This is a genomic window from Kitasatospora sp. NPDC006697 (assembly GCF_042869935.1).
Lineage (GTDB): Bacteria > Actinomycetota > Actinomycetes > Streptomycetales > Streptomycetaceae > Kitasatospora.
Genome location: NZ_JBIAGU010000008.1, coordinates 161,503 through 182,666, shown reverse-complemented (window position 1 = coordinate 182,666; position 21,164 = coordinate 161,503). Strand labels below are relative to the sequence as shown.

18 protein-coding genes are annotated in these 21,164 nt (G+C 73.5%); 5 read left to right on the top strand and 13 right to left on the bottom strand.

What is annotated here, in order from left to right; all coding sequences use genetic code 11:
• Nucleotides 1-53 precede the first annotated feature (53 nt).
• Nucleotides 54-1,235: a glycosyltransferase gene (locus ACFYNO_RS13765; RefSeq protein ID WP_388010475.1), complete on the bottom strand. Its 1,182-nt coding sequence runs from the start codon at nt 1,233-1,235 to the stop codon at nt 54-56.
• A gap of 160 nt (nt 1,236-1,395) precedes the next feature.
• Here ACFYNO_RS13765 and ACFYNO_RS13760 point away from each other — a divergent pair, with 160 nt between their 5' ends.
• The 5 genes from ACFYNO_RS13760 (at nt 1,396) to ACFYNO_RS13740 (ending at nt 6,150) form a co-directional block, all read left to right on the top strand.
• Nucleotides 1,396-2,250 carry a 3-oxoacyl-[acyl-carrier-protein] synthase III C-terminal domain-containing protein gene (locus ACFYNO_RS13760; protein ID WP_388010472.1) on the top strand — a complete coding sequence of 285 codons (855 nt, stop codon included), beginning with the start codon at nt 1,396-1,398 and terminating at the stop codon, nt 2,248-2,250.
• Nucleotides 2,251-2,330: 80 nt separating this feature from the next.
• Complete coding sequence (locus tag ACFYNO_RS13755; protein WP_388010469.1) at nt 2,331-2,648, top strand: phosphopantetheine-binding protein; 318 nt, start codon at nt 2,331-2,333, stop codon at nt 2,646-2,648.
• 4 nt (nt 2,649-2,652) lie between these two features.
• Complete coding sequence (locus ACFYNO_RS13750) at nt 2,653-3,555, top strand: hypothetical protein (RefSeq protein ID WP_388010466.1); 903 nt, start codon at nt 2,653-2,655, stop codon at nt 3,553-3,555.
• Nucleotides 3,556-3,622: 67 nt separating this feature from the next.
• Nucleotides 3,623-4,495: a hypothetical protein gene (locus ACFYNO_RS13745; RefSeq protein ID WP_388010463.1), complete on the top strand. Its 873-nt coding sequence runs from the start codon at nt 3,623-3,625 to the stop codon at nt 4,493-4,495.
• Nucleotides 4,492-6,150: a condensation domain-containing protein gene (locus ACFYNO_RS13740; protein ID WP_388010460.1), complete on the top strand. Its 1,659-nt coding sequence runs from the start codon at nt 4,492-4,494 to the stop codon at nt 6,148-6,150. The genes ACFYNO_RS13745 and ACFYNO_RS13740 overlap by 4 nt, the downstream gene beginning before the upstream one ends.
• 11 nt (nt 6,151-6,161) lie before the next feature.
• On the opposite strand, the gene ACFYNO_RS13735 is transcribed toward ACFYNO_RS13740, so the two are convergent.
• The 12 genes from ACFYNO_RS13735 to ACFYNO_RS13680 form a co-directional block, all read right to left on the bottom strand.
• Nucleotides 6,162-8,234, bottom strand: coding sequence for an alpha-galactosidase (locus tag ACFYNO_RS13735; RefSeq protein WP_388010457.1), 2,073 nt, complete (start codon nt 8,232-8,234; stop codon nt 6,162-6,164).
• 109 nt (nt 8,235-8,343) lie between these two features.
• A complete protein-coding gene (locus ACFYNO_RS13730) occupies nt 8,344-10,371 on the bottom strand; it encodes a putative Ig domain-containing protein (protein WP_388010454.1) in 2,028 nt (675 codons plus the stop codon).
• Nucleotides 10,372-10,781: 410 nt separating this feature from the next.
• Entirely contained in the window at nt 10,782-11,444 is a 663-nt protein-coding gene (locus ACFYNO_RS13725) for a phenylalanine--tRNA ligase beta subunit-related protein (protein WP_388010451.1), read from the bottom strand.
• Nucleotides 11,441-12,751 carry a Gfo/Idh/MocA family protein gene (locus ACFYNO_RS13720; RefSeq protein WP_388010448.1) on the bottom strand — a complete coding sequence of 437 codons (1,311 nt, stop codon included), beginning with the start codon at nt 12,749-12,751 and terminating at the stop codon, nt 11,441-11,443. Before ACFYNO_RS13720 ends, ACFYNO_RS13725 begins: the two co-directional genes overlap by 4 nt.
• Nucleotides 12,748-13,851 (bottom strand): Ldh family oxidoreductase, encoded by a 1,104-nt coding sequence (locus tag ACFYNO_RS13715; RefSeq protein ID WP_388010445.1) that lies wholly within the window; start codon nt 13,849-13,851, stop codon nt 12,748-12,750. Before ACFYNO_RS13715 ends, ACFYNO_RS13720 begins: the two co-directional genes overlap by 4 nt.
• The gene (locus ACFYNO_RS13710) at nt 13,848-15,152 is read right to left on the bottom strand and encodes a M20/M25/M40 family metallo-hydrolase (protein ID WP_388010442.1); all 1,305 of its coding nucleotides are present in this window, start codon (nt 15,150-15,152) and stop codon (nt 13,848-13,850) included. Before ACFYNO_RS13710 ends, ACFYNO_RS13715 begins: the two co-directional genes overlap by 4 nt.
• Nucleotides 15,145-15,996, bottom strand: coding sequence for a sugar phosphate isomerase/epimerase family protein (locus ACFYNO_RS13705; RefSeq protein ID WP_388010439.1), 852 nt, complete (start codon nt 15,994-15,996; stop codon nt 15,145-15,147). The genes ACFYNO_RS13710 and ACFYNO_RS13705 overlap by 8 nt, the downstream gene beginning before the upstream one ends.
• Nucleotides 15,993-17,135, bottom strand: coding sequence for a DegT/DnrJ/EryC1/StrS family aminotransferase (locus ACFYNO_RS13700; RefSeq protein WP_388010436.1), 1,143 nt, complete (start codon nt 17,133-17,135; stop codon nt 15,993-15,995). Before ACFYNO_RS13700 ends, ACFYNO_RS13705 begins: the two co-directional genes overlap by 4 nt.
• The gene (locus ACFYNO_RS13695; RefSeq protein WP_388010434.1) at nt 17,132-18,274 is read right to left on the bottom strand and encodes a DegT/DnrJ/EryC1/StrS family aminotransferase; all 1,143 of its coding nucleotides are present in this window, start codon (nt 18,272-18,274) and stop codon (nt 17,132-17,134) included. The genes ACFYNO_RS13700 and ACFYNO_RS13695 overlap by 4 nt, the downstream gene beginning before the upstream one ends.
• A complete protein-coding gene (gene trpA / locus ACFYNO_RS13690; protein WP_388010431.1) occupies nt 18,271-19,071 on the bottom strand; it encodes a tryptophan synthase subunit alpha in 801 nt (266 codons plus the stop codon). The genes ACFYNO_RS13695 and trpA overlap by 4 nt, the downstream gene beginning before the upstream one ends.
• Nucleotides 19,058-20,260: a tryptophan synthase subunit beta gene (trpB, locus tag ACFYNO_RS13685; protein WP_388010428.1), complete on the bottom strand. Its 1,203-nt coding sequence runs from the start codon at nt 20,258-20,260 to the stop codon at nt 19,058-19,060. The genes trpA and trpB overlap by 14 nt, the downstream gene beginning before the upstream one ends.
• Entirely contained in the window at nt 20,257-21,051 is a 795-nt protein-coding gene (locus ACFYNO_RS13680) for an indole-3-glycerol-phosphate synthase (protein ID WP_388010425.1), read from the bottom strand. Before ACFYNO_RS13680 ends, trpB begins: the two co-directional genes overlap by 4 nt.
• Nucleotides 21,052-21,164 lie beyond the last annotated feature (113 nt).

Genomic DNA, 21,164 nt, shown 5'->3' with positions numbered 1-21,164 from the left:
CGATAGGGGGTTCCACCGGCCCGGAACAATGGTCTGGACCAAGATGTGGTCCATCAGCTGAGGTGAACGACGGTTTCCTCAATGGCGTCAACTGCCGTGCGTGCACCGCCTTCCGCCGGAAAGCTCCGGGAGATCCGCTCGGCGGCCGCCCGGTAGCCCGGCTGGTCCAGCACCGCGGTCAGCGCCCGCCGCAGCTCGGCCGGATCGGCGCCGGTGAAGTCCACCACCAGGCCCGCACCGGCCCGTTCCACCTGGTCGGCGGCGATCGGCTGGTCGTGCCGGATCGGGGCCAGCACCAACGGCACTCCGTGCGCGAGCGATTCCATGACCGTGTTCATTCCAGCGTGGCAGAGCACCGCTCCCGGTCGTGTCCGCGCCAACAGGTCCAGCAGCGGGAACCGCTCCACGCCGATCAGGAACTCCGGCAGCCCGGCCAGCACTTGGGGCGGCGCCGCGACGATGCCCTGCACCCGCCCGGCCAGCGGCCGCAGCGCCTCGGCGGCCCGCCGGTGGAAGTCCCCCGCCACCTCGGCGGCGAGCGTGCCCAGGGTGACCAGCACCGGCACCCGATCCGGATCCAGCCGCTCCCAGGGGAAGTCCGGCGCGGCCGGCCGGCGCCCGAGCAGCGGTCCGACCAGCGCCACCTGCGGCGGCAGCCCGGCCGGACCGGCCAACTCCCGCCCGGTGAACGCCAGCACCAGCCGGGGCGAGAACCGCGGGTCCTGGTACGCGGCGGCCGGGATGCCGACCTGCGCGGACAGCTCGCGCAGCAGGCCGGGCAGCCAGCCGGCCAGCTCCGGATCCCGCTCCAGCGGCTCGCCCAGCTCCATCGCCGAGGGGGCCAGGCTGATCCAGGGCAGGCCGTGCCGCTGCGCGAGCAGCGCGCCCATCGGGGTGTGCTGGTCCACCAGCAGCAGGTCGGGCCGCCAGTCGGCGATCGCCCGCTCCAGGCCGCGCCGGGTGAACTTGGCGTTGGGCAGCACGAAGCCCTCCCAGAGTGTGCGGATCGCGGCCGTGCCGCTGCCGCCCTGCGGCCGGAACAGCCGGCTGCCGGTGGAGATCACCTGGTCAGCGGGGCCGAGCAGGCCGCGCAGCACCGGCCCGTCGCCGGCCCAGGCCACCTGGTGGCCGCGGGCGGCGAGTTCGTCGGCCAGCGCGATCGCGGGGTGGACGTGGCCGGCCAGCGGCGGGACCACCAGCAGCACGCGCAGCGGTCCGGAGCGGGGATTGGTCATCGGGGCCTCCGGGAGGCGAAGAAGTCCTGGCGGACCGGTGGGGATCTTGTGCGGCCCGCGGGGCGCGGGAATACTAGCCCGGGTGACCGCACTGGCGGCAGTCGCCGTCCACTTGCCCCCCGAGTCCGTGCCGGTCGAACTTCTCGGCGAACGACTCGGGTTGAGTACACGTCAGACCACCATGCTGCGCCGCTTCCACGGCCTGGACCGGGTCCGTCTGGATCCCGGTGACGACCTGCTGGACCTGCTGGTCCCCGCGGTCGCCGGGCTCGCGGAGCTGCGCGGCCGGGAGTCGGACATCCGCTACGTGATCCACGCCCGGAGCATGCCGGTCGTGGCACCCTACCCGCGCAATCCGCTGCACGAGCTGGTCGACCGCTTCGGCCTGCGCCCGACGGCGGCCTTCACCGTCACCCACCACGCCTGCGCCGCCTCGCTGCTGGCCATCGACCTGGCCGGCCGGCTGCTGGCGGTCGACGGCGACCCGGACGCGCTCGCGCTGGTGGTCGCCGGCGAGAAGACTTTCACCAAGCACGCCCGGCTCGTGCCGGAGACCTCGGTCTTCGGCGAGGGCGCGGCGGCCTGCCTGGTCGCCGCCGACGGGCCGCGCGACCGGGTGCTGAGCTACGCCAGCAGCCAGCTCGGCGAGTTCGACGGGCGGCTGGACATCGACAAGGAGCTGCAGGCCGCCTACCAGCGCGGCTACCCGCTGGCCATGGTCGAGGTGATGGAGGCCGCACTGGCGCAGGCCGGCGAGAGCTGGCAGACCGTCAGGCTGCTGCTCCCGCACAACGTCAACCTGGTCTCCTGGAAGCGCCTCTGCCGGCTCACCGGGTTCCCGCTGGACCGGGTGGTGCTGGACAATGTGCCCGAGGTGGGGCACAGTTTCGCTGCGGATGCGTTCATCAACCACCGCACCGCCACCGCGCGTGGTCTGCTCCGGTCGGGCGACCGGTACCTGATCGCGGCGGCCGGCCTCGGCGCGACCTTCTCGGCCATGGTCCTGGAGCACTGACCGGCCGGCGGCCCGCCGTCCCTCCTTTCCGACGCCGTGCGGCTCTGCACCGCCGCACGACCGCCTCCCCTGGACGGACCGTGACGGACTCTGCCCTCGCCCTGCCCTCGCCCACCCCCGCGGCGGACCCGGTCGACCCCGTGCTGCGCCTGCGGGTGCTGACCGGCATCGAGGACCTGCTGCCCCGGGTGCTCGGCCGCGAGCTGCCCGAACTCCCGGCAGACGCCTGCCTCTTCGACGACCTCGGGCTCACCTCGGCGAGCACCCTGGAGCTGATCCTGGAGCTCGAGGAGTCGCTGGAGATCCAGATCGACGTGGAGCAGATCGACCAGGACGCGCTGCGCTCGATCTCCTCGCTGGCCGACTTCGTGGCCGGCCACACCGTCCCCGAGGAGTGAGGCGATGTTCAGCAGCGGAGCGGTCGCGGCCGACCGCCCCGGACGGCTGCGCCTCGGCTCGGCGCTGGCCCGGGAGTTCGCCGGGCACTCGCCGACCGCCGACAACCCCGACCTGCGGGAGTACACCGCGGACCTGGTCCGCCCGTACGGCCTGCCACTGGACGAGGCCGTCCTGACCGGCGGGCTCGGCCACGCCTACGGTGAGCTGGGCGAACGCCTGGTCGCCGAACTCGTGGCCCCGGACCGGCCGGTGGACCTGCTGGTGGTGGTCTTCGGCTCGCCCGACGTGCAGCCGGTGCGGACCACGGCGGTGCACCTGAGCACCGTCTGCCCGGGCCGACCGCTGGCCTTCGCGCTCTGCGACCAGGGCGCGGCCGGGGTGTTCGGCGCGCTGCGGATCGTCCGGGCCTACGCGGCCTGCGGCGTGGTGCGGCGGGCCCTGGTGCTGGTGCTGGAGCAGGCCCACCTGCCGTATCCGCCGCTGCGCCCGGCCCCCTGGCCGGACCGGCACGCGGGCGTCGGGCTGCTCTGGGAGACGGACGGGCCGGGCGAGTTGGAGCTGGTGGCCGACCACCGCGGGGTGGCGGCCGAGGGGCTGGCGGAGCTGGCCGCCCGGGAGCTGCCGGCCGCGCTCGCGGGGCTGGCCGACCCGGTGCTGCTGCTCGGCCCGGGCCTGGCCGCGCTGCCCGCGCCGCCCGGCGTGCCCACCGTGCGGGCCCGGACCGGCAGCCCGTTCACCGGGCTCTGGGCCGAGCTGGCGCACCACCGGGAGGAGTGGCGGGCGGCCGGGCGCAGCGTGCTGCTGGCCGACCACGACCCGGTGCTGGGCTACCTCAGCCTGGCTGCCTGGACCCCTGAGCCGGAAACCGCACGACCGTTCGTCCCGCAGATGGCCGCGCAGGGGTGACCGCCGACCTCTGGCCTGCGCCCCTCCCCCGACCGACTCCCCGTCAGCCCCAGCCCTTGGTGGAACGATGAACGACGACGCCCGCCCGCTGCCCACCGGCGCCTCCGGCGTGTACCTCTACCCCGCCGCCTTCGAGCAGGTGGTGGCCGGTCTGCGCGCCGGCATCGCCGCGATGGCCGCCGACGAGCCGTTCCAGCGGCTGGCCGTGCCGCCGGTGATCTCCCGCGCCACCCTGGAGCGGGCCGGCTACGTGGCCTCCTTCCCGCAGCTGCTCGGCACCGTGCACAGCTACCCGGGCACCCCGGCCCAGTGGGCCGAGCTGGCCCCGCTGGCCGCCACCGGCGGCGACTGGCACCGCGAGCAGCGGATCGGCGACCTGGTGCTGCTGCCCGCCGCCTGCTACCCGGTGCACGCCTCGCTGGCCGGCCGGGAGCTGGCCGAGCCGGTCCGCTTCGCGGTGGAGGCGAGCTGCTTCCGGCAGGAGCTGACCAGCGAGACCGGCCGGATGCGCAGTTTCCGGATGGCCGAGCTGGTCACCGCGGGCACCGAGGAGCACTGCCTGGCCTGGCGCGAGCGCTGGCTCGAGCGGGTCACCGACTGGCTGGCCGGCCTGGAGCTGAAGCCCTCGGTCGAGGTCGCCGACGACCCGTTCTTCGGCCGCGGCGCCCGGCTCTACCAGGCGGCGCAGCGGATGCAGCAGCTGAAGTTCGAGCTGCGGGTGGAGCTGGGCGAGGGCCTGGTGCAGGCGGTGGCCTCGGCCAACATCCACAAGGAGCACTTCGGCGAGGTCTTCGGCTTCACCGCCGGGGGCGAGCCCGGGCAGACCGCCTGCACCGCCTTCGGCCTGGAGCGGATCACGCTGGCGCTGCTGCACGCGCACGGTCCGCGCACCGGCGAGTGGCCGGACGGGCTCCGCGCCCAGCTGGGCCTGGACCGGTGAGCGCCGAGCGGCAGGTGGTCCGCTACCGGGCCGCCGGTCCCGGCGGCGAAGCGCCGCTGACGCTCGGTCAGGACAACATGGTGCGCTGTGTGTTGCGCGACGAGCCGGCGCACATGAACAAGCAGGCACTCTGGCCGGTGCCGCCCGGCGCCGGGGTGCCGGCCGTGCTGGCGGCGTTGCGCACGCTGGCCGAGCGGCACGCCGCGCTGCGCACGGTCTTCCCGGGCGACCACTTCACGTGCCAGCGCGAGCGGGTCGAGGGCGAGTTCGCGGTGGCCGTCCGGGAGGTCCCGGAGGGCACCGAACCGGGTCTGTTCGGTGAGGAGTTGGGCTGGGAGGAGCGCCGTGCGGCGTTCGACCTGGCGACCGACTTCCCGCTGCGGTGCACGGTGCTGACGGTGGACGGGCGGCCGGTGCTGCTGCTGGTGGTGGTCTGCCACGCCCAGTTGGACGGTGCGGCCACCGCGCTGCTCTTCCAGGAGTGGCAGCGGCTGGTGGTCGGCGAGCAGCTGCCGCCGTCCACCGCGGTCAGCCCGCGCGAGCTGGCGGCGCAGGAGGGCTCGGCGGTCGGCCGGCGCCGGGGCGCGGCCGCGCTGCGGCACTGGGAGCGCATCCTGCGCGAGGAGCCGGCGACCGTCTTCTCGCACGACGGCGTGACCCGTTCGGACGCCCGACTCCCCACCCTGGTGGTGCGGTCCGCCGCGGGGGCGAAGGACCTGATCCGGGCGGCGGAGCGCACCGGGAGCAGCCCCTCCACCCTGCTGCTGACCGCCTACGCGGCGCTGGTGGCAGTGCTGGCCGACCAGTCCTCACTGGTGATCGCGGCCCTGTCGGCCAACCGGCACCGCCGGACGCTGGCCGACCACATCGGCACCCTGGCCCAGGACGCACTGATCTCGCTGACCGTTCCGCTGGACCAACCAGCTATGGATCTGGACGAGTTGGGCCGTCGCACGCAGGCCGCGGCGCTGGCCGGCTACTGGCACAGCAGCTTCGACGCGGAGGCGGTCTGGCAGCTGATCGAGGACGCGGCAGCCGAGCGCGGCGCGCGCTACGAGCGGCACATGGTGCTCAACGACCTGAGCGCCACCATCCCGGAGTCGGCGGCGCGGTCCCGCCCGGATCCGGTGGCCGAGCCGGAGTTCCACTGGCTGCCGGCCGAGACCATCCCGACCCGGATGATGCTGAACATCTGGCGGGTCTCCGGGGTGCTGGAGCTGAGCCTGCACGCCGATCCGGTGCTCTTCCCGCCCGCGGCCACCGAGCAGTTCGCCGCCACGCTGCTGAAGATGCTCCATCTGACGGCCGAACGCCCGGTGGCCATAGGTGAGTTGGCAGGGATCGCGGAACTGTCCGGGCTGCGCCCTGGGCGCCGGGAGCGGCCGGGCTGGCGACGGGTGGCCGGCAGCTGGGTCGAACTGGCTGCCGTGCACGAGCTGGTGACCGAGGCGCTGGCCACCTCCTGTGAGATCGAGCTGGCCGAGGGCGGCCCGCTGACCGCGGTGCTGGAGCAGCCGCCGGGCGAACCGCTCACCCCGCAGGAGGCGCACCGCGCGGTGCTGGCCGCACTGCCGGGCCACCACACCGCGATGGCGCCGCAGCTCTACCGGATCCGGGAGGGCGGCCGGACCCTGCGTGAGGGGTCCGGCCGCTGATCGGCTGACGGCTACCAGGTGGTGGTCCAACTCTGTCCGGGCGCAGCCGTGTTGGCCGGATTGGTCAGCACGTACGAGCCAGGGGTGGTGCCCGCGACATCCAGGGTCAGTCCGTTGCCGACATTGGTGACGGTCAGGGCGCCGCTACCGCTCTGGGCGACCTTCCACTTCTGCCACGGGTTGCCCGGGTAGGAGTTCAGCAGGTAGGCGGTGCCGACGCCGTTGCCACCCGACAGTACGGTGTGCACCTGGGCGCCCGGGGTGTTGCAGTTGTCGGTGATCTGCACGGTGCCGTCGGCGTTCGGGGTGAAGAGCCACTGCTGGGCGGGGCTACTGCTGTCGTAGGCGTTGATGTCGGTGTTGCTGCCCACGGCAGCACCGCAGCCGCCCTGCGCCTCCAGCACCTGACCGCCGCTGCCCCCGGCCGCGATGGCGTGGTACCTGCCGTCGCCGACGATGCCCGAGGGCGGGGTGCCGCCGACGGCGCTGATCCGGTAGAGCGCGGTGCCGTGCGGGGGCAGCGTGCCGCCGCCGACCGTGCCGGTGGTGGTGCCGGTGGCGCCGGTCCACAGCTCCTTGTAGGAGTAGCCGCCGCCGCTCAGGCCGAGCGCGCTGAGCGTGGTGCTCGGGCTCGCCGGGTTGGCCGGGTCCTGGTTGACCAGGGCGACGGCGGTGTCCCCGTTGGCCAGGGTGCGCTTGAGGATCACCGGCGCGGTGGGCGAGTTGGGCGGGCTTGCGACCAGGGTGCCCGGCTGGGCCTTGGCGTCCTGGTCGACGGCGATCAGATCGGCGTTCTTCAGCATCGCCAGCGAGGCCGCGCTGATCCCGGTGGACCAGGTGTAGCCCTGGGAGCTGTGCTGCGAATCGGCAGCGTTGCGCAGGTCGGCGCCGGAGATCAGCGGTGCGGCCAGCATCGAGAGGATGGACAGCTCGGTGCGCGACTCGTCGTCGGTGAACGGCTTGTGGCAGGTGCAGGTGTCGGTCACGCCGTAGTCGCCGTACGGGTCGTTCCAGCCGGCGAAGGACATGTCCAGGTCGTTCCAGCTGCCCGGGCGGACATTGCCCGGGTACTGCAGCGCCGTCGCCAACTGGCCCTGGTAGAGCACGCCGTTGAGGTCGCTGTTGCGGTCGCCGCCGATCCGGCAGAGGTTGGCGACCTGGCCGCACCAGACCCCGGTGGGCGCGTAGCCGGGCGCCTGGTACTGCGGGGTGCCGGCGGCCAGGATCACCGGGTCGGTGCGGGCCGGGTCGTTGGCGTTCAGCAGGTAGGGCAGGCCGGTGTGCGGCGGCTGGGCGGAGACGCTGAGCACCACCCGGGGCTTGCCCTGGGCGGCGGAGGCGGCGTCCAGCGCCTTCTGGAAGGTCTGCACCCGGGCGTAGATGGACTGGGTGAGCTCCCTGCCCTCGCCCTGGGTGCCGTAGTTGTGACCGTCCGGGCCGGTGATCGCCGGGCCGTAGGGGCAGTCGTCGTACTTGACGAAGTCCACGCCCCAGGAGACGAGGTCGGCCGCGTCGGTGGACTCGTGGCCGAGGCTGCCGGGGTGGTCCTGGCAGGTCTCGTAGGTGTCGGTGGCATAGACGCCGAACTTCATGCCCTTGCTGTGCGCGTACTGGGCCAGGTACTGGATCCCGTTCATCTTCCGGCCGTTGACGGTCTGCCCGGGGAAGTTCGGGTTGGGCGACAGGTGGCCGGAGGTGGGGTCGATCCCGGTGCCGTCGCTGCCGGAGACCGGGTGGCCGGCGCTGTCGTAGAGCTGCATCCCGCCGTCGGCGTTGCGGGCGAACCAGGCCTTCTGGTCCGAGCGGTAGAGCTTGGACCAGCCGTCGTCGATGGTGACGGTGTTGTAGCCCGCCTGGACCAGCCCGTTGGCCGACATGAAGTCGATGGTCTGCTTGACCTGCTGCTCGGTCACGTCGGTGCCGAGCGAGTTCCAGGAGTTCCAGCCCATCGGCGGGGTCAGCGCGACCCCGTTGTCCAGGGCCAGGGCGGGGGTGGCGGCGCCGATGGCGAGGGTGCCGAGTCCGGAGGCGACCAGGGCGAGGGTGGCCACGGCTGCGGCGATGCGGTTCGCGGAAACACGCATGGGGGCTCCAGTGTGGAGTTATGTGGGGAGTTGACCCGGCCGGGCCCGCTGTGCGAACCCGGCCGGGGTGGTGCCCAGGTGTTTCGACTACTGGGTACGACGGGGGCGATCAGTTCTCGTGCGCCGACGCGTCGTCGATCAGGAACGCCGTGCCGGGGTTGGTGGAGGACTCGTGCGAGACCAGCTTCAGCTCGATCGTGGTGCCCCAGCCCACCTGCTGGATGAAGGGGGTGACGTCCACCGACTGCTGCTGCCAGCCGGCCTGGGCGCCCGCGCTGCTCCAGCTCTTCACCACACCGAGCTCGTGGCCGTCGTACTGGGAGTACGCGACCAGCTGCAGGGTGTCCGGGCTGCCACCCGAGGTGTTGGTGGACTCGGTGTCCAGCCAGAAGGAGAAGTTGGCGCTGTGGTAGCCCGGGTAGGTGTTCAGGCCGGCGCTGATCGAGTCGTCCGAGGCGCTGCCGTCCTGGCCGAGCCAGGCGTACCACTGGCCGGTGTGCGCCGTGTAGGTGCTGGACGGGGTGATGACGTTGTAGCCGGAGGGGCTCCAGGCGTCGGTCATCACGGTGTGGTCGACGTCGGCGGAGCCGTTCTCGAAGCCGGTGTCGATCAGCTGCTCCGGGCCGCTGGTGCAGCCGGCGGCGCCGCCGCCGATGCTCTCCCACCAGCCGCTGCTGGCGGTGCGGCCGCCCGCGTCGGTGGCCGTGACGGTGATCCGCTGCCAGCCGTTGGTGCCGGAGTTGGTGCCGGAGATGACACCGCTCTTGGCATTGATGGTCAGGCCGTTCGGCAGACCGGTCGCGCTGTAGCTGACGGCCGATCCGGCCGAGTCGGCGGCGGTCACACCGATGTTGACGGGCGAGTTGGCCGGGTCGGTGCGGTCGCACATGACGCTGGTGGTCAGCGCCGGGCCGGTGACGATCGGGTCCGAGGACTGGCAGAGGTGGTCGGTGTTGGACCACAGGGTCTGCAGCGGGAAGGAGCCGGTCGACAGGTTCTCGGTGAAGAGGCCGCCGTTGGAGCCCATCGGGATCCAGGCGCACTTGTCGGCGATCTCCTGGCCGGTGGCGTCGGTCCAGCCGCCCGGGGTGTTCGGGTCGGTCAGGGTCTCGGCGTACTCGTGGCCGCCGATGATGCCGTAGCCGTCGTTCTTCGCGCGGGTGGTGTTCTCACCGAACCAGTTGGCGCCGCAGCCGGCCACGTCGGGCAGGTAGGGCATGTTGGTGTAGGCGATCGACCCGAACGAGGTGCGCTGGAAGTCGTGCCAGGCGCAGTAGCCCAGGTCCTTCCACTTGTCCGGGTTGGCACCCTGCGGCGAGTCGATGATGTACTGCACGTTGCGGTTCTGCGCCTCGGTGGTGTTGCCGAAGTGCTGCGCAGCCGCGAGCGCCTCGGCGCCCAGCTGGGGCTCGGTGGCCGCGTCGGGGGACGGGGCCGCGTTGTCGACCCAGACGCCGGCCAGCACGCTGCCCGGGGTCGGGTACTGGATGTGCGCGGCGTTGGCCGGGCACTTCATCGAGCCGGCCTGGATGCCTTCGCAGTACTGGGTGAGCACCGCGCTCCAGCCGTCGCCGGCGGAGCCCAGGCCCTTGAAGAAGTCCTGCTGGTACGCGGCGGCACCGGTCGGGTCGTTGCTGGTGGTGATGTCACCGGTCGAGGTGGTGGACGGGGTCCCCCACTGCGATCCCCAGAGCACCAGGTAGACCTTGGGCGCGCCGGTGACGATGCCCGCCGAGTCCTCGCCGCCCTTGTAGGTCATCGGCAGGTCGTACTCGTTGGCGACGGAGCCGTCGCCGTCCTTGCCGCCGGTGCCGGGGTCCGCGCCGTCAGCGAGCTGCGGGGTGACCTTGCCGGCGGTGCCGCCGGTCTTGGCGCCGCTGCCCGCGGTGGCCGGGGCGGCCTTGGCGACGTGCGCCTTGTGCGGACCCGCGGCGGCGGCCGGGGTCTTGGTGGTGCTGCCGGCCGCCGGGGTGCCCGGCTTCGCGTCGGCCTGCGAGGTCCAGTGGGTCGCGGGGTGCGGGGCGGCGCTCGCGGCCAGCGGGCTGGTGGCCAGCCCGGCCGCGGCCATGGCGGCCGTCAGGCCGACCATGAGGTGTCGCCTGCTGCGCAGCAGCAGACGGGCTCTGTTCTTGAGCACGTGTCACATTCCTTCTGGGGTCGCTCACTCACCCGCGGCCGGACGTGAGGGTCCGTTCGGGGCGAAGGGAATGCGGTGGGGGGACACGAGGGCAGCACTGTGCGAGTGGCGCCGTCGGGACGAGGCACTGCGTGGGGGTACTACGCGGCCACCGGGACCCCGGCGGCAGTGCCATACGATATTGCACTGTCGAAAGGCCGACAAGAGTTGACGCAAGCAATCGATATCCAACATTCAGGTTGATAGATCATGACTGGTTCTGTTGGATACCGGGGGCGGCCAGGCGGATGCCCAGCGGATTGCCCCCAGGAGACCCCTGTCCGCTTTGGCGGATTTCATGGATTTCGCCCGTACAAAGCACTGACGGCACGCCTTGGTGACGTGCCGTCAGGTTTCGGGACGGCTCGGGGTCAGGCCTGGCCGCCCAGCAGCAGCGCGGCGTGGTCCAGAGCGGCGGCCACCGACTCCTCGTCGATGCCCGGGACCACGCAGCCCAGCAGCAGCACCCGCTCGGTCCGCTCGCCCACCGCCTGGTGCCGGCCGTCCCGGTAGGCGAAGAGCGAGAGCACCCGGGACTCGTCGGCCAGTACCAGCCGGCCCGGGTCCAGCTCGGCGCTGTGGTCGGCGCCGAGCGCGAAGAACTCCTCGCCGCCCTGACTGACCGTCATCCGGACGTCACCGGTGAGCTTGTCCGCGTCGAACAGGCCGAGCGCGGACAGGTGGGCCACCGCCACCGCGTTGACGGCGTCCACCGCCGGGTTGATCCGCGGCCAGCGGCCCGGCTCCTTGCCCCGCAGGCCCCGGTCGATCAGCGCCTGGATCGACGGCGGCTGCTTGTCCGGGTCGGTGCCGATCAGCTTGGCCAGCTCCCGATAGGCGGCCACCCGCGGGTGGTTGCGGATCTCGCCCCGGGTCTTCTCGTGCCAGAGCCTGTGCTGGGCCAGCCAGAGCCGGTCGGCCGCCTCGGCGGCGCCGGCCGGGGCGACCTCGGCCGGCCGGGCCAGCACCCGCACACCGGGGAAGGCCTCGGCGGCGGCCGCGTCGACCGGGATCGGCTGTGCTGACAGGGTCATGCGTGCTCCTTGAAGACGACCGTGTGCCCCGCGCGCAGATCCACGTCCTCGCCCGTGAGCAGCCGGTCGGTGTCGATCAGGATGTTGTAGTGGTTGGGATAGTGGCACTCGTCGAAGCCCGCGACCACCCCGAGCAGCCGGCCGTCCGCCCACACCTGGTCGCCGCGCTCCACCACGGTGGCGGTGCGGAACTCGGCGAAGCCGAGGAAGCCCACCGCGTCCACCCGGTCGCCCGTGCTGCCGGGCCGGTCGGTGGTGGTGACCAGCTCGTGCACCTCGCCCGCCCGCACGCAGCGGCTGGCCCAGGGCGAGAGCACCATGCCGCGGTCGGTGCGGCGGTGGAAGAGCCGCTTCACCACGGTCGCCTCGGCCGGCTCCTTGGCCGGCATCCGCAGCCGCTGCTCCTTGGCCCGGGCCACCAGGTAGGCCTGCTCCACCAGGTCGACCACCACCGGGCCGTCGTCGCGCCGCTCCGGGCCGGCCGCGACCGCCGCCCGGAAGTCGGCCATGATGCCCTGGTACTCGTGGTCCAGCGAGGACTTGAAGCCGTGGTAGCCGGCCAGCATGTCGGCGCTGCGGGTACTGCCGTCCTTGAGGTGCACGGTGATGTCCTTGACCTCGCCGGTGGGCAGCGCCCAGTCCAGCTCGACCTGCACCGGGATGCCGTCCTCGGTGCGCAGCGACAGCTCGGCGTAGAACTCCACGCCGCCGCGGACGTCGCCGATGGTGGCGTCCACCAGGGTCAGCTCGCCCGCCACCTGGCGCAGCGCGTCCAGCGCGTTGGGGCCGTTGTCGATCACGCAGCCGCCGCCGCAGCGCCGCACGTCCAGGTACCAGCGGTCGCTGCCGGTGTGCTCCTCGATCCGCTCGTGGTAGCGGGCGGTCACCTTGGCGATCTGCGCCCGGTCCGGCAACTCCTCGGCGAGCCGGAGCACGTGCGAGTTGTAGCGGCGGTGGAAGGCGGTGAAGAGCGTGCTGCCGGTCCGGGCCGAGACCTCGGCCAGCATCCGGGCGTCGGCGGTGTGCACGGTGAGCGGCTTCTCACAGCAGACGTGGACGCCCGCCTCCAGCGCCTCGGCGACCACCGCGGCGTGCAGGTCGTTCGGCAGGGTGACCACCACGCCGTCCACCAGGCCACTCGCCAGCAGGTCCTGGTAGTCGGTGAAGGTGGCGGTGCCCTCCGGGAGTTCGGCGAACTTGGCGAGGTCGAGGTCGCAGGCGGCGGTGAGCTCCAGCTGCTCGTCCTGCTCGATCGCGCGCAGGAAGTAGGGCGCGATCACGCCCAGGCCGATGATGCCGATCCTCATTCCGCCACCGCCGCCAGCTCGGTGGGCGCCTTGATCTCCAGGTCGGCGGCCATCGAGAGGAGTTGGCGGGCGACGTGGTCCGGCAGCGCGACCCCGTCGGCGAGCGAGGCGGCCGCGGTGCGGGCCTCGGGGGCGCCGGGGTAGGTGACCGGGCGGGCCGGGTCCACCGGCAGGTCGGCGCTCAGGGTGTCCAGCAGTTGGCGGGCGCCGGCGCCGAAGGTGCTGCCCGCTCCGAAGGCGGCCGGATCGATGGCGATCACCACATGGCCGATGTCGGTGTCGGGGCGCTCCTCGCCGTTCTCCAGCAGGTCCGGGGTGGGCCCCCAGGAGGCGCCCGCCAGCGGGCCGCAGAGCAGGTCGACCAGGATCGCCAGGCCGTAGCCCTTGGCGCCGCCGGTGGCCGCCGAGCCGCCCAGCCAGGTGACGTCGGCCTTGCCGTCGAAGTAGGCGTTCGGGTCGGTGACCGGCATGCCGTCCAGGCCGGTCAGCCAGCCCACCGGGACCTCGCGGCCCTCGCGCTGGGCGGCCCGGATCTTGCCGGTGGCCACCGTGGTGGCGCTCATGTCCAGCACGAACGGCGCGCCGCCGGGGGCCGGGGCGCCGGCTGCCAGCGGGTTGGTGCCGAGCATCCGGGTGGTGCCGCCGAGGCCCGGGGCGACGCCCTGGGCACCGCAGTTGGTCATCGCGATCGCGATCAGGCCGGCCTCGGTGGCGCGGTGGGCGTAGTAGCCGGCGCTGCCGAAGTGGCTGCTGTTGCGGACCGCGACCAGCGCGATGCCGGTCTGCCGGGCCTTGCCGATCGCCAGGTCGGTGGCGCGCACCGTGCTGACCAGGCCGAGGCCCCGGTCGCCGTCCAGCACCGCGCCGGAGGCGGTGTCGGAGACGGTGCGCAGCTGCGGGCCGGGGTTGATCCGGCCGTCCCGCAGGCGCGGCACGTAGATGCCGGCCAGCGCGTTGCTGCCGTGCGTGGTGAAGCCGTGCACGTCCGCGTAGACCACGACCTCGGCGCCGGCCGCGGCGTCCTGCTCGGTCAGGCCGGCGCACTGCAGCGCCTCGGTCGCGAAGCTGCGCAGCCGCTGCACCGGGATTCGGACGGTCATCGGGTCTCCTCCTGTGCGGTGTCCTGTGCGATGTGGGTGCCGAAGCGCACCACGAGTTTCTTGATCTGCTGGGCGTAGGCGGCGAGTTCGGCCACCGCCAGGTGCTCGTCCGGGGTGTGCGCACCGTTGCGGTCCAGGCCGCCGGGGCCGCAGACGGCCACGTAGCGGCCGGGCGCGGCGGCCCAGATGGCGTCGCAGGTGAAGGCGCTGCCGTCGGCCAGGCCGTCGTGCCGGGGCAGTCCGCAGTCGGCGAGCAGCCGCTCCATCACCGCGTCCCGGTTGTTCAGCGCGGGCAGGCCACGCTTGAGCCAGTCGAAGTGCAGCACCCGGTCCCAGTCGGCGACCAGCTTGGCGGTGAACGGGTTGTCGGCGTGCGCGGCGGCGAACTCCTCCTTGGCCCGCGGCAGCAGGCCGGTCAGCGCGCGCTCCAACCCGGCTGCCTGCTCGGCGTCCTGGTAGGCGATGTTCAGCTTAAGCTCGCCGCTGCCGTAGACCCGGTTGTGCGAGGTGCCGGTGTGCAGGCCCGCCACGCAGAGCTTGGCGCCGCTGCGGTGGGCGAGCGGGCCGAGCCGCCGGGAGAGGAAGTCGGCCAGGAAGCCGAGCGCCACGGTGGCGTTGTGGCCGCCGGCCGGGTGGTCGTCGGTGCTGTCGGCGCCGGTGATCCGCAGCCGGGGGGTCATCGCGGCGGTGCAGGCGTCCATCACCCGGCCCTCGGTGGGCTCGGCGAAGAGCATCAGCCGGCCGACCGAGCCGGTCTCCACCAGGTGGCGGGTGCCGTAGCTGCCCATCGCGCCGCCCTCCTCGCCGGGCACCGAGGCGAGCTGCACCTCGATGGTCTCGGCGAGCCAGGGCTCGGCGGCGAAGGCCGCGGCGATGCCGGCCGCGGCGGCCACCCCGGGGCCCTTGTCGTCCACCGCGCCGCGCCCGTGCAGCACGCCGTCGACCAGCCGCGGGGCGAGGTGCGGGCCGACGGTGTCCAGGTGGAAGTTGACGATCAGCCGGCGGTCCGGGCCGCGGTCCCGGCCGAGGCCGACCACGGCGCTGGGCTGGCCGGCCAGGAAGTCCGGATCGGCGGCGACCGCCTCGCGGACCGGGGCGGGGACGTCCGCCCGGTCCGCGAACTCGGCCGCCGGGCTGTCCAACCGGAGCTGGCGGAAACCGAGTTCGGCCGCGCCCTCGAGGAAGGTGCGCTGCGCCCGGCCGAGGGCGGCGGGTTCGCCGCCCTCGAACGGCGAGACCGTGTCCAGCTCCATCAGCGCGAGCAGCCAGGCCAGTTCGGCCTTGCCGAACGGCTCAGCCATCGCACTGCTCCTTCTCCCAGAGCCGCTGGAAGGCGGTGGTGCAGGCCCGGTAGCCGGCCGCCAGCTCCGCCGCGTCGGCGGTGCGGGCCAGGTGCGGGATGTGGGCGACGTGCGGCTCCATGCTGTACCGCCCCCGGTAGCCGGCGTCCTCCAGCAGCCGCAGGCAGGCGGCCAGGTCGAGTTCGCCGGTGCCGGGCTCGGTGAAGACGGCGCCGTCGGCGGTGCGGTGGCCGTCCTTGATGTGGACGTGGTCCACGAAGGGCAGCACCTCGGCCAGGAACTCCTCCGGCTGGTAGCCGTAGGCCAGGCCGTTGCCGACGTCGAAGATCAGCCGCAGCGCCGGGCTGGCCACGTGCTCCAGCATCCGCAGGGTCTGCGCCGGGCCCTGGCCCGCCCAGCCCTGGCAGTTCTCGTGCAGCAGCACCACGTCGAGGCGTTCGGCCTCCCGGGTCAGCACGGCCATCCGGTCCAGCACGGCGGCGGCCCACTGCGGCTCGGGGCGGCCGTCGTTGGGGTAGGACATCACCCGCAGCCAGCGGGTGCCGAAGGCGTGCGCCGCGGCGGCCGAGCCGGCCAGCACGGCCAGCTCCCCGTCCAGGTCGGTGGCGATGGTGGTGCCCCAGTTGCCGATCGGGGTGTCGACGGCGGGCACCGCCAGCCCGGAGGCGGCCACCTCGGCGGCCACCTCGGCCAGCTCGGCGGCCGCCAGCTGGTGCAGACCGCGGCCGTCGACGGTGCGCAACTCGATCGCCCCGAGCCCGAGTTCACGGTGGATGGCGAGCTGCTCGGTCAGCCCGGCAGCGGCCTCGTCACCGATGCCGCAGGAGCGGTCGGTCCAGTTCACCGGCCACCCCGGTAGAAGCGGCGGATGCTCTCCGTCACCCGCTCCAGGTCGCCGGGGCGCATCTCGGGGTGCAGCGGCAGCGCCACGCACTCCTCGGCCAGCCGCTCGGCGACCGGGAACTCCCCGGCGCGGTGGCCCAGTTCGGCGAAGGCGGGCTGCAGGTGCAGCGGCTTCGGGTAGTAGACCACGGTCTCGATGCCCTCGGCGGCCAGGTGCTCGCGCAGCCGGTCGCGCTGCTGGGCGCGCACCACGTAGCTGTAGACGGCCCGGCCGGTGAAGTCGCCGGGCGGGGTGAGCAGGTCGGGCGCGAGGTCGGCCAGCCGCTCCCGGTACTCCTCGGCCAGCTGCCGGCGCTTCGTCAGGTACGCGTCCAGGTGCGGCAGCCGGCGCAGCAGGAAGCCGGCGGTGATCTCGTCCATCCGGCAGTTGAAGCCGACCTTGTGGTGCAGGAAGCGCACCGCGAGGTCCTGGCCGTGGTTGCGCAGCATCCGCATCTCGCGGGCCAGTTCGGCGTCGTCGGTGACGATCATGCCGGCGTCGCCGACCCCGCCCGAGGGCTTGCCGGGGAAGAAGGAGAAGACGCCGGCGATGCCGTGCCGGCCGGCCGGGCGGCCCGCCGCGGTGGAGCCGAGCGCGATCGCGCTGTCCTCCACCAGGGCCAGGCCGCGCCGCTCGGCCAGCCCGCCGAGCGCGGCCAGGTCGGGCTGGTTGGTGAAGAGGTAGGCCGGCAGCAGCGCCCGGGTGCGGTCGGTGACCGCGGTCTCGGCGGCGGCCGGGTCCAGGCAGGCCGTGTCGTACTCGACGTCGGCGAAGACCGGGCGGGCGCCGCGCAGCGCCACGGTGCTGGCGGTGGAGATGAACGAGAAGGCGGGGGTGACCACCTCGTCGCCCGGGCCGAGGCCGAGCGCGGTGAGCACCACGGTGAGCGCGCCGGTGGCGCTGGCCACCGCGATGGCGTGGCCGGCCCCGGTCAGCTCGCGGACCTGCTCCTCCAGCGCGGCGGCCCGCGACTTGAGGATGAACTCGTCGCTGTCGGCGACCTCCTGGACCACCTCGAGCAGCTGCTCGGTCCAGTCCCGGTAGCGGTTGTCCCAGTCGAAGTAGGGCACGCCCTGGGCGGCGGGAAGGCTCGTGGTCACGCGTGCTCCTTGTGGAACCGGATCAGCAGCTCGCACACTCGGTCGACCTGGGCGTCCGTCAGGTCCGGGTACATCGGCAGGCCGACGGCGCGCCGGCTGGCCGCCTCGGCGACCGGCACCGGGTGCTGGGCGCCCGGCAGCGGCGCGAGCGCGGGCTGGGCGGTGAGCGGGCGCGGGTAGTAGACCTCGGTGCCCACGCCGTGCGCGGTCAGGTACTCGACCAGCTCGTCCCGGTGGTCGGTCTCGATCAGATAGACGTAGTAGACCGGGTTGCCGGGCTCGACCTGCGGGGCGAACCAGGGGATGGTCAGCGCCGGTGCCAGGCCGGCGAGCTGCTCGTCGTAGCGGGCGGCCAGCTCGGCCCGGCGGGCGATGTCCTCGGCCAGCACCTCCAGGCGGGTCAGCAGCACGGCCGAGTGCACCTCGTCCATCCGGCTGTTGTAGCCGACCTCCAGGTACTCGTAGGCGCCGTCGGCCTCCTGGCCGTGGCAGCGCAGCCGGCGGACCCGCTCGGCGATCGCGTCGTCGTCGGTCAGCACCATGCCGGCGTCGCCGAGCGAGCCGAGGGTCTTGGTCGGGAAGAAGGAGAGCACTCCCCCGGCGCCCCACAGGCCGGCGTGCACACCGCCGGCCCGCATGCCGATGCCCTCGGCGCTGTCCTCCAGCAGCAGCAGGCCATGCCGGTCGGCGAGGTCGCGCAGCGGGCGCATGTCGGCCATCTGGGTGAACAGGTGGACCGGCATGATCGCCTTGGTGCGCTCGCCGATCACGGCCTCGGCGGCGGCCGGGTCCATCGCGTAGGAGCCGGGCAGGATGTCCACCAGCACCGGCTCGGCGCCCACGTGCAGCACCGCGGAGGCGGAGGCGAAGAAGGTGTAGGCCGGGACGATCACCTCGTCGCCGGGGCCGATCCCGGCGGCGCGCAGCAGGATCACCAGCGCGTCGGTGCCGTTGCCCACCGCGATGGCGTGCTTGGCGCCGGTGTAGGCGGCGATCGCGGCCTCCAGCTCGCGGCCGAGCGGTCCGAAGGTGAACCGGCCGGACTCGCCGACGGCGCGCAGCCGCGGCTCCAGCCGGTCCCAGTCGCGGCGGATCGAGCCGGCGCCGGTGAAGAACGGCACCTGGTCGGCGGCGCTCATCGGCAGGCTCCCTTCAGCTCGCGGATCAGCTCGCCGGCCGCGCGGACCCGGGCGGACGGGCTGTCGGCCCCGCCGATCGCCTTGAGCAGCGCGCTGCCGACGATCACGCCGGCCGCCTTGCCGCGCAGCGACCGCACGTGCTCGGGCCGGGAGATGCCGAAGCCGACGCAGACCGGCAGCGGGCCGGCCGCGGTGCGCACCCGCTCCAGGTAGTCCTCGATGCCCGGGTCGAGCTGGTCGCGCACGCCGGTGACGCCGTTGGCGGCCAGCGCGTAGAGGAAGCCGCGGGAGCGGGCCGCGCCGGCGGCCAGCCGCTCGGGGCCGCTGCCGGGGGCGGAGAAGAACACCTGGCCCAGCTCGCGGGCCTCCGCCTCGGCCACCCACTCGTCGGCCTCGTGCGGCGGCAGGTCGGGGACGATGAAGCCGTCCGCGCCCGCGTCGGCGGCGTCCGCGTAGAGCTGGCCCAGGCCGTAGCGCAGGAACGGGTTGCAGTAGCCCATCAGCATGATCGGCACCTGCACTCCGGCCTCGCGCACCCCGGCCACCAGGTCCAGCACGGCGGCCGCGGTGGCGCCGTTGGCCAGCGCGTGCTGGGTGGTGGCCTGGATCACCGAGCCGTCGCCGAGCGGGTCGGAGAACGGCACGCCGAGCTCGATGATGTCGGCGCCGGCGGCGCAGACCGTCTCCAGCAGTGCGGCCGTCTCGGGGAGGCTGGGGTAGCCGCCGGTCAGGTAGGCGACCAGCACGGACTCGTCGCGCTCGGCGGCGCGGGCGAAGGTCTTCTCAAGCCGTTCCATCGGCCTGCTCCTTGCGCTGGGCGATCGCGGCCATGGCACTGGTGAGGTCCTTGTCGCCACGACCGGAGAGGTTGACCAGGATCTGGCTGCCGCGGCCGAGTTCGGCCGCCAGCTTGAGCGCGCCGGCGACGGCGTGCGCGGACTCCAGGGCCGGCACGATGCCCTCGGCCCGGGAGAGCAGCTGGAAGGCGTCCAGCGCCTCGTCGTCCGAGGCCGTGCGGTACTCGACCCGGCCGGTGTCCTTGAGGTGGCTGTGCTCGGGGCCGGCGCCGGGGTAGTCCAGGCCGGGGGCGATGCTGTGGGTGAGCATCACCTGGCCGTCGTCGTCCTGCAGCAGGTAGGTCCGCATGCCCTGCAGCACGCCCAGGTCGCCGTAGAGCAGCGGGGCCGCGTGGTGGCCGAGTTGGCCGCTGCCGTCGCCGGCGGCCTGGATCCCGACCAGCCGCACCGGATCGTCCAGGAACCCGCTGAAGACGCCGATCGAGTTGGAGCCGCCGCCGACGCAGGCGACCACCAGGTCGGGCAGCTGGCCGGCGGCGGCCAGGAACTGCTCGCGGGCCTCCTTGCCGATCACGGTCTGGAAGTCGCGCACCATGGTCGGGAACGGGTGCGGGCCGACCGCCGAGCCGAGCAGGTAGTGGGAGGTGTCGGGGTTCGCCAGCCAGTCCCGGATCGCCTCGTTGACCGCGTCCTTGAGGGTCGCGGTGCCCAGGTCGACCAGCCGCACCTCGGCGCCCAGCAGCTCCATCCGCTGCAGGTTGGGCTGTTGGCGCTCGGCGTCCACCCGGCCCATGTAGATGGTGGCGTCCAGGCCGAGGTGGGCGCAGGCGGCGGCCACGGCCACGCCGTGCTGGCCGGCGCCGGTCTCGGCGATGATCCGCTGCTTGCCCAGCCGGCGGGCCAGCAGGGCCTGGCCGATGGCGTTGTTGATCTTGTGCGCGCCGGTGTGGGTCAGGTCCTCGCGCTTGAGCCAGATGGTCACGCCGTGCGGCTCGATGCCGAGCCGGCGCAGCCGGGTCAGCGGGGTCGGCCGGCCCACGAAGGTGGCCAGCAGGTCCGCCAGCTCGGCCTCGAACATCGGGTCCTGACGGGCCTTCAGATAGGTGTCCCAGACCTCGTCGAGCGGGCCGACCAGGGTCTCGGAGACGAACTGCCCGCCGTACGGGCCGAACCGGCCGTTGCCGCTCATCGCCGCACCTCGCCCACCGGCAGGCCCAGCAGCTCGCCGAGCGCCTTGCCGCGGTCCGCGGCGGTGAGCAGGTTCTCGCCCACCAGGCAGGCGTCGAAGCCGTGGTCGGCGATCCGGCGCAGGTCCTCGCGGCCGGAGATGCCGCTCTCGCTGACCGTCAGCACGCCGGCCGGGATGCGCTCGCGCAGCCGGGCCGAGTTCTCCAGGTCGACCGCGAAGGTCTGCAGGTCGCGGTTGTTGATGCCGATGATCGAGGCGCCGGCGGTCAGCGCCCGGTCGATCTCCTCGGCGGTGAAGGTCTCGACCACGGCGTCGAGTTCGAGCTCGCGGGCGGCCTGGACCAGGTCGGCCAGCAGCGGGTCGCCGACCGCGCGGACGATCAGCAGCACCGCGTCGGCGCCGGTGCGGTGGGCCAGTTCGACCTGGCGGACGTCCACCAGGAAGTCCTTGTACATCACCGGGACGGTGACCTGCGGGTCGCCGGCCACCTGGGCCACCAGCTCCGGCGAGCCGCCGAAGAACGGGGTGTCGGCGAGCACCGAGACGGCCGAGGCGCCCTCCGCCGCGTAGCCCCGGGCGGTCTCCACCGCCCGCTCCAGCGGGAGCAGTTGGCCCTTGGTCGGGGACTTCGGCTTGACCTCGGCGATCACCGCCATCTCCGGCCCGCCGATCGCGGCGGCGAAGCGGCCGGCCACCGGCGCGGCGGTCCGCCCGGCGGCGGCCAGCTCGGGGACGCCGGTGATCCGGCTCCACTCCTCGCGCTTGCGCGCGACTATCTCGTCGAGGTGCACGGCGGCAGCTCTCCTTCGTTCCGTTCGGTTCGGTTCGGTTCGGGAAGCTCGGTTCGTCGGCCGGTGGTTGGTCCGGCCGGGCCCAGCGGCGGAGCGGGCCCGGCCGGACCGGC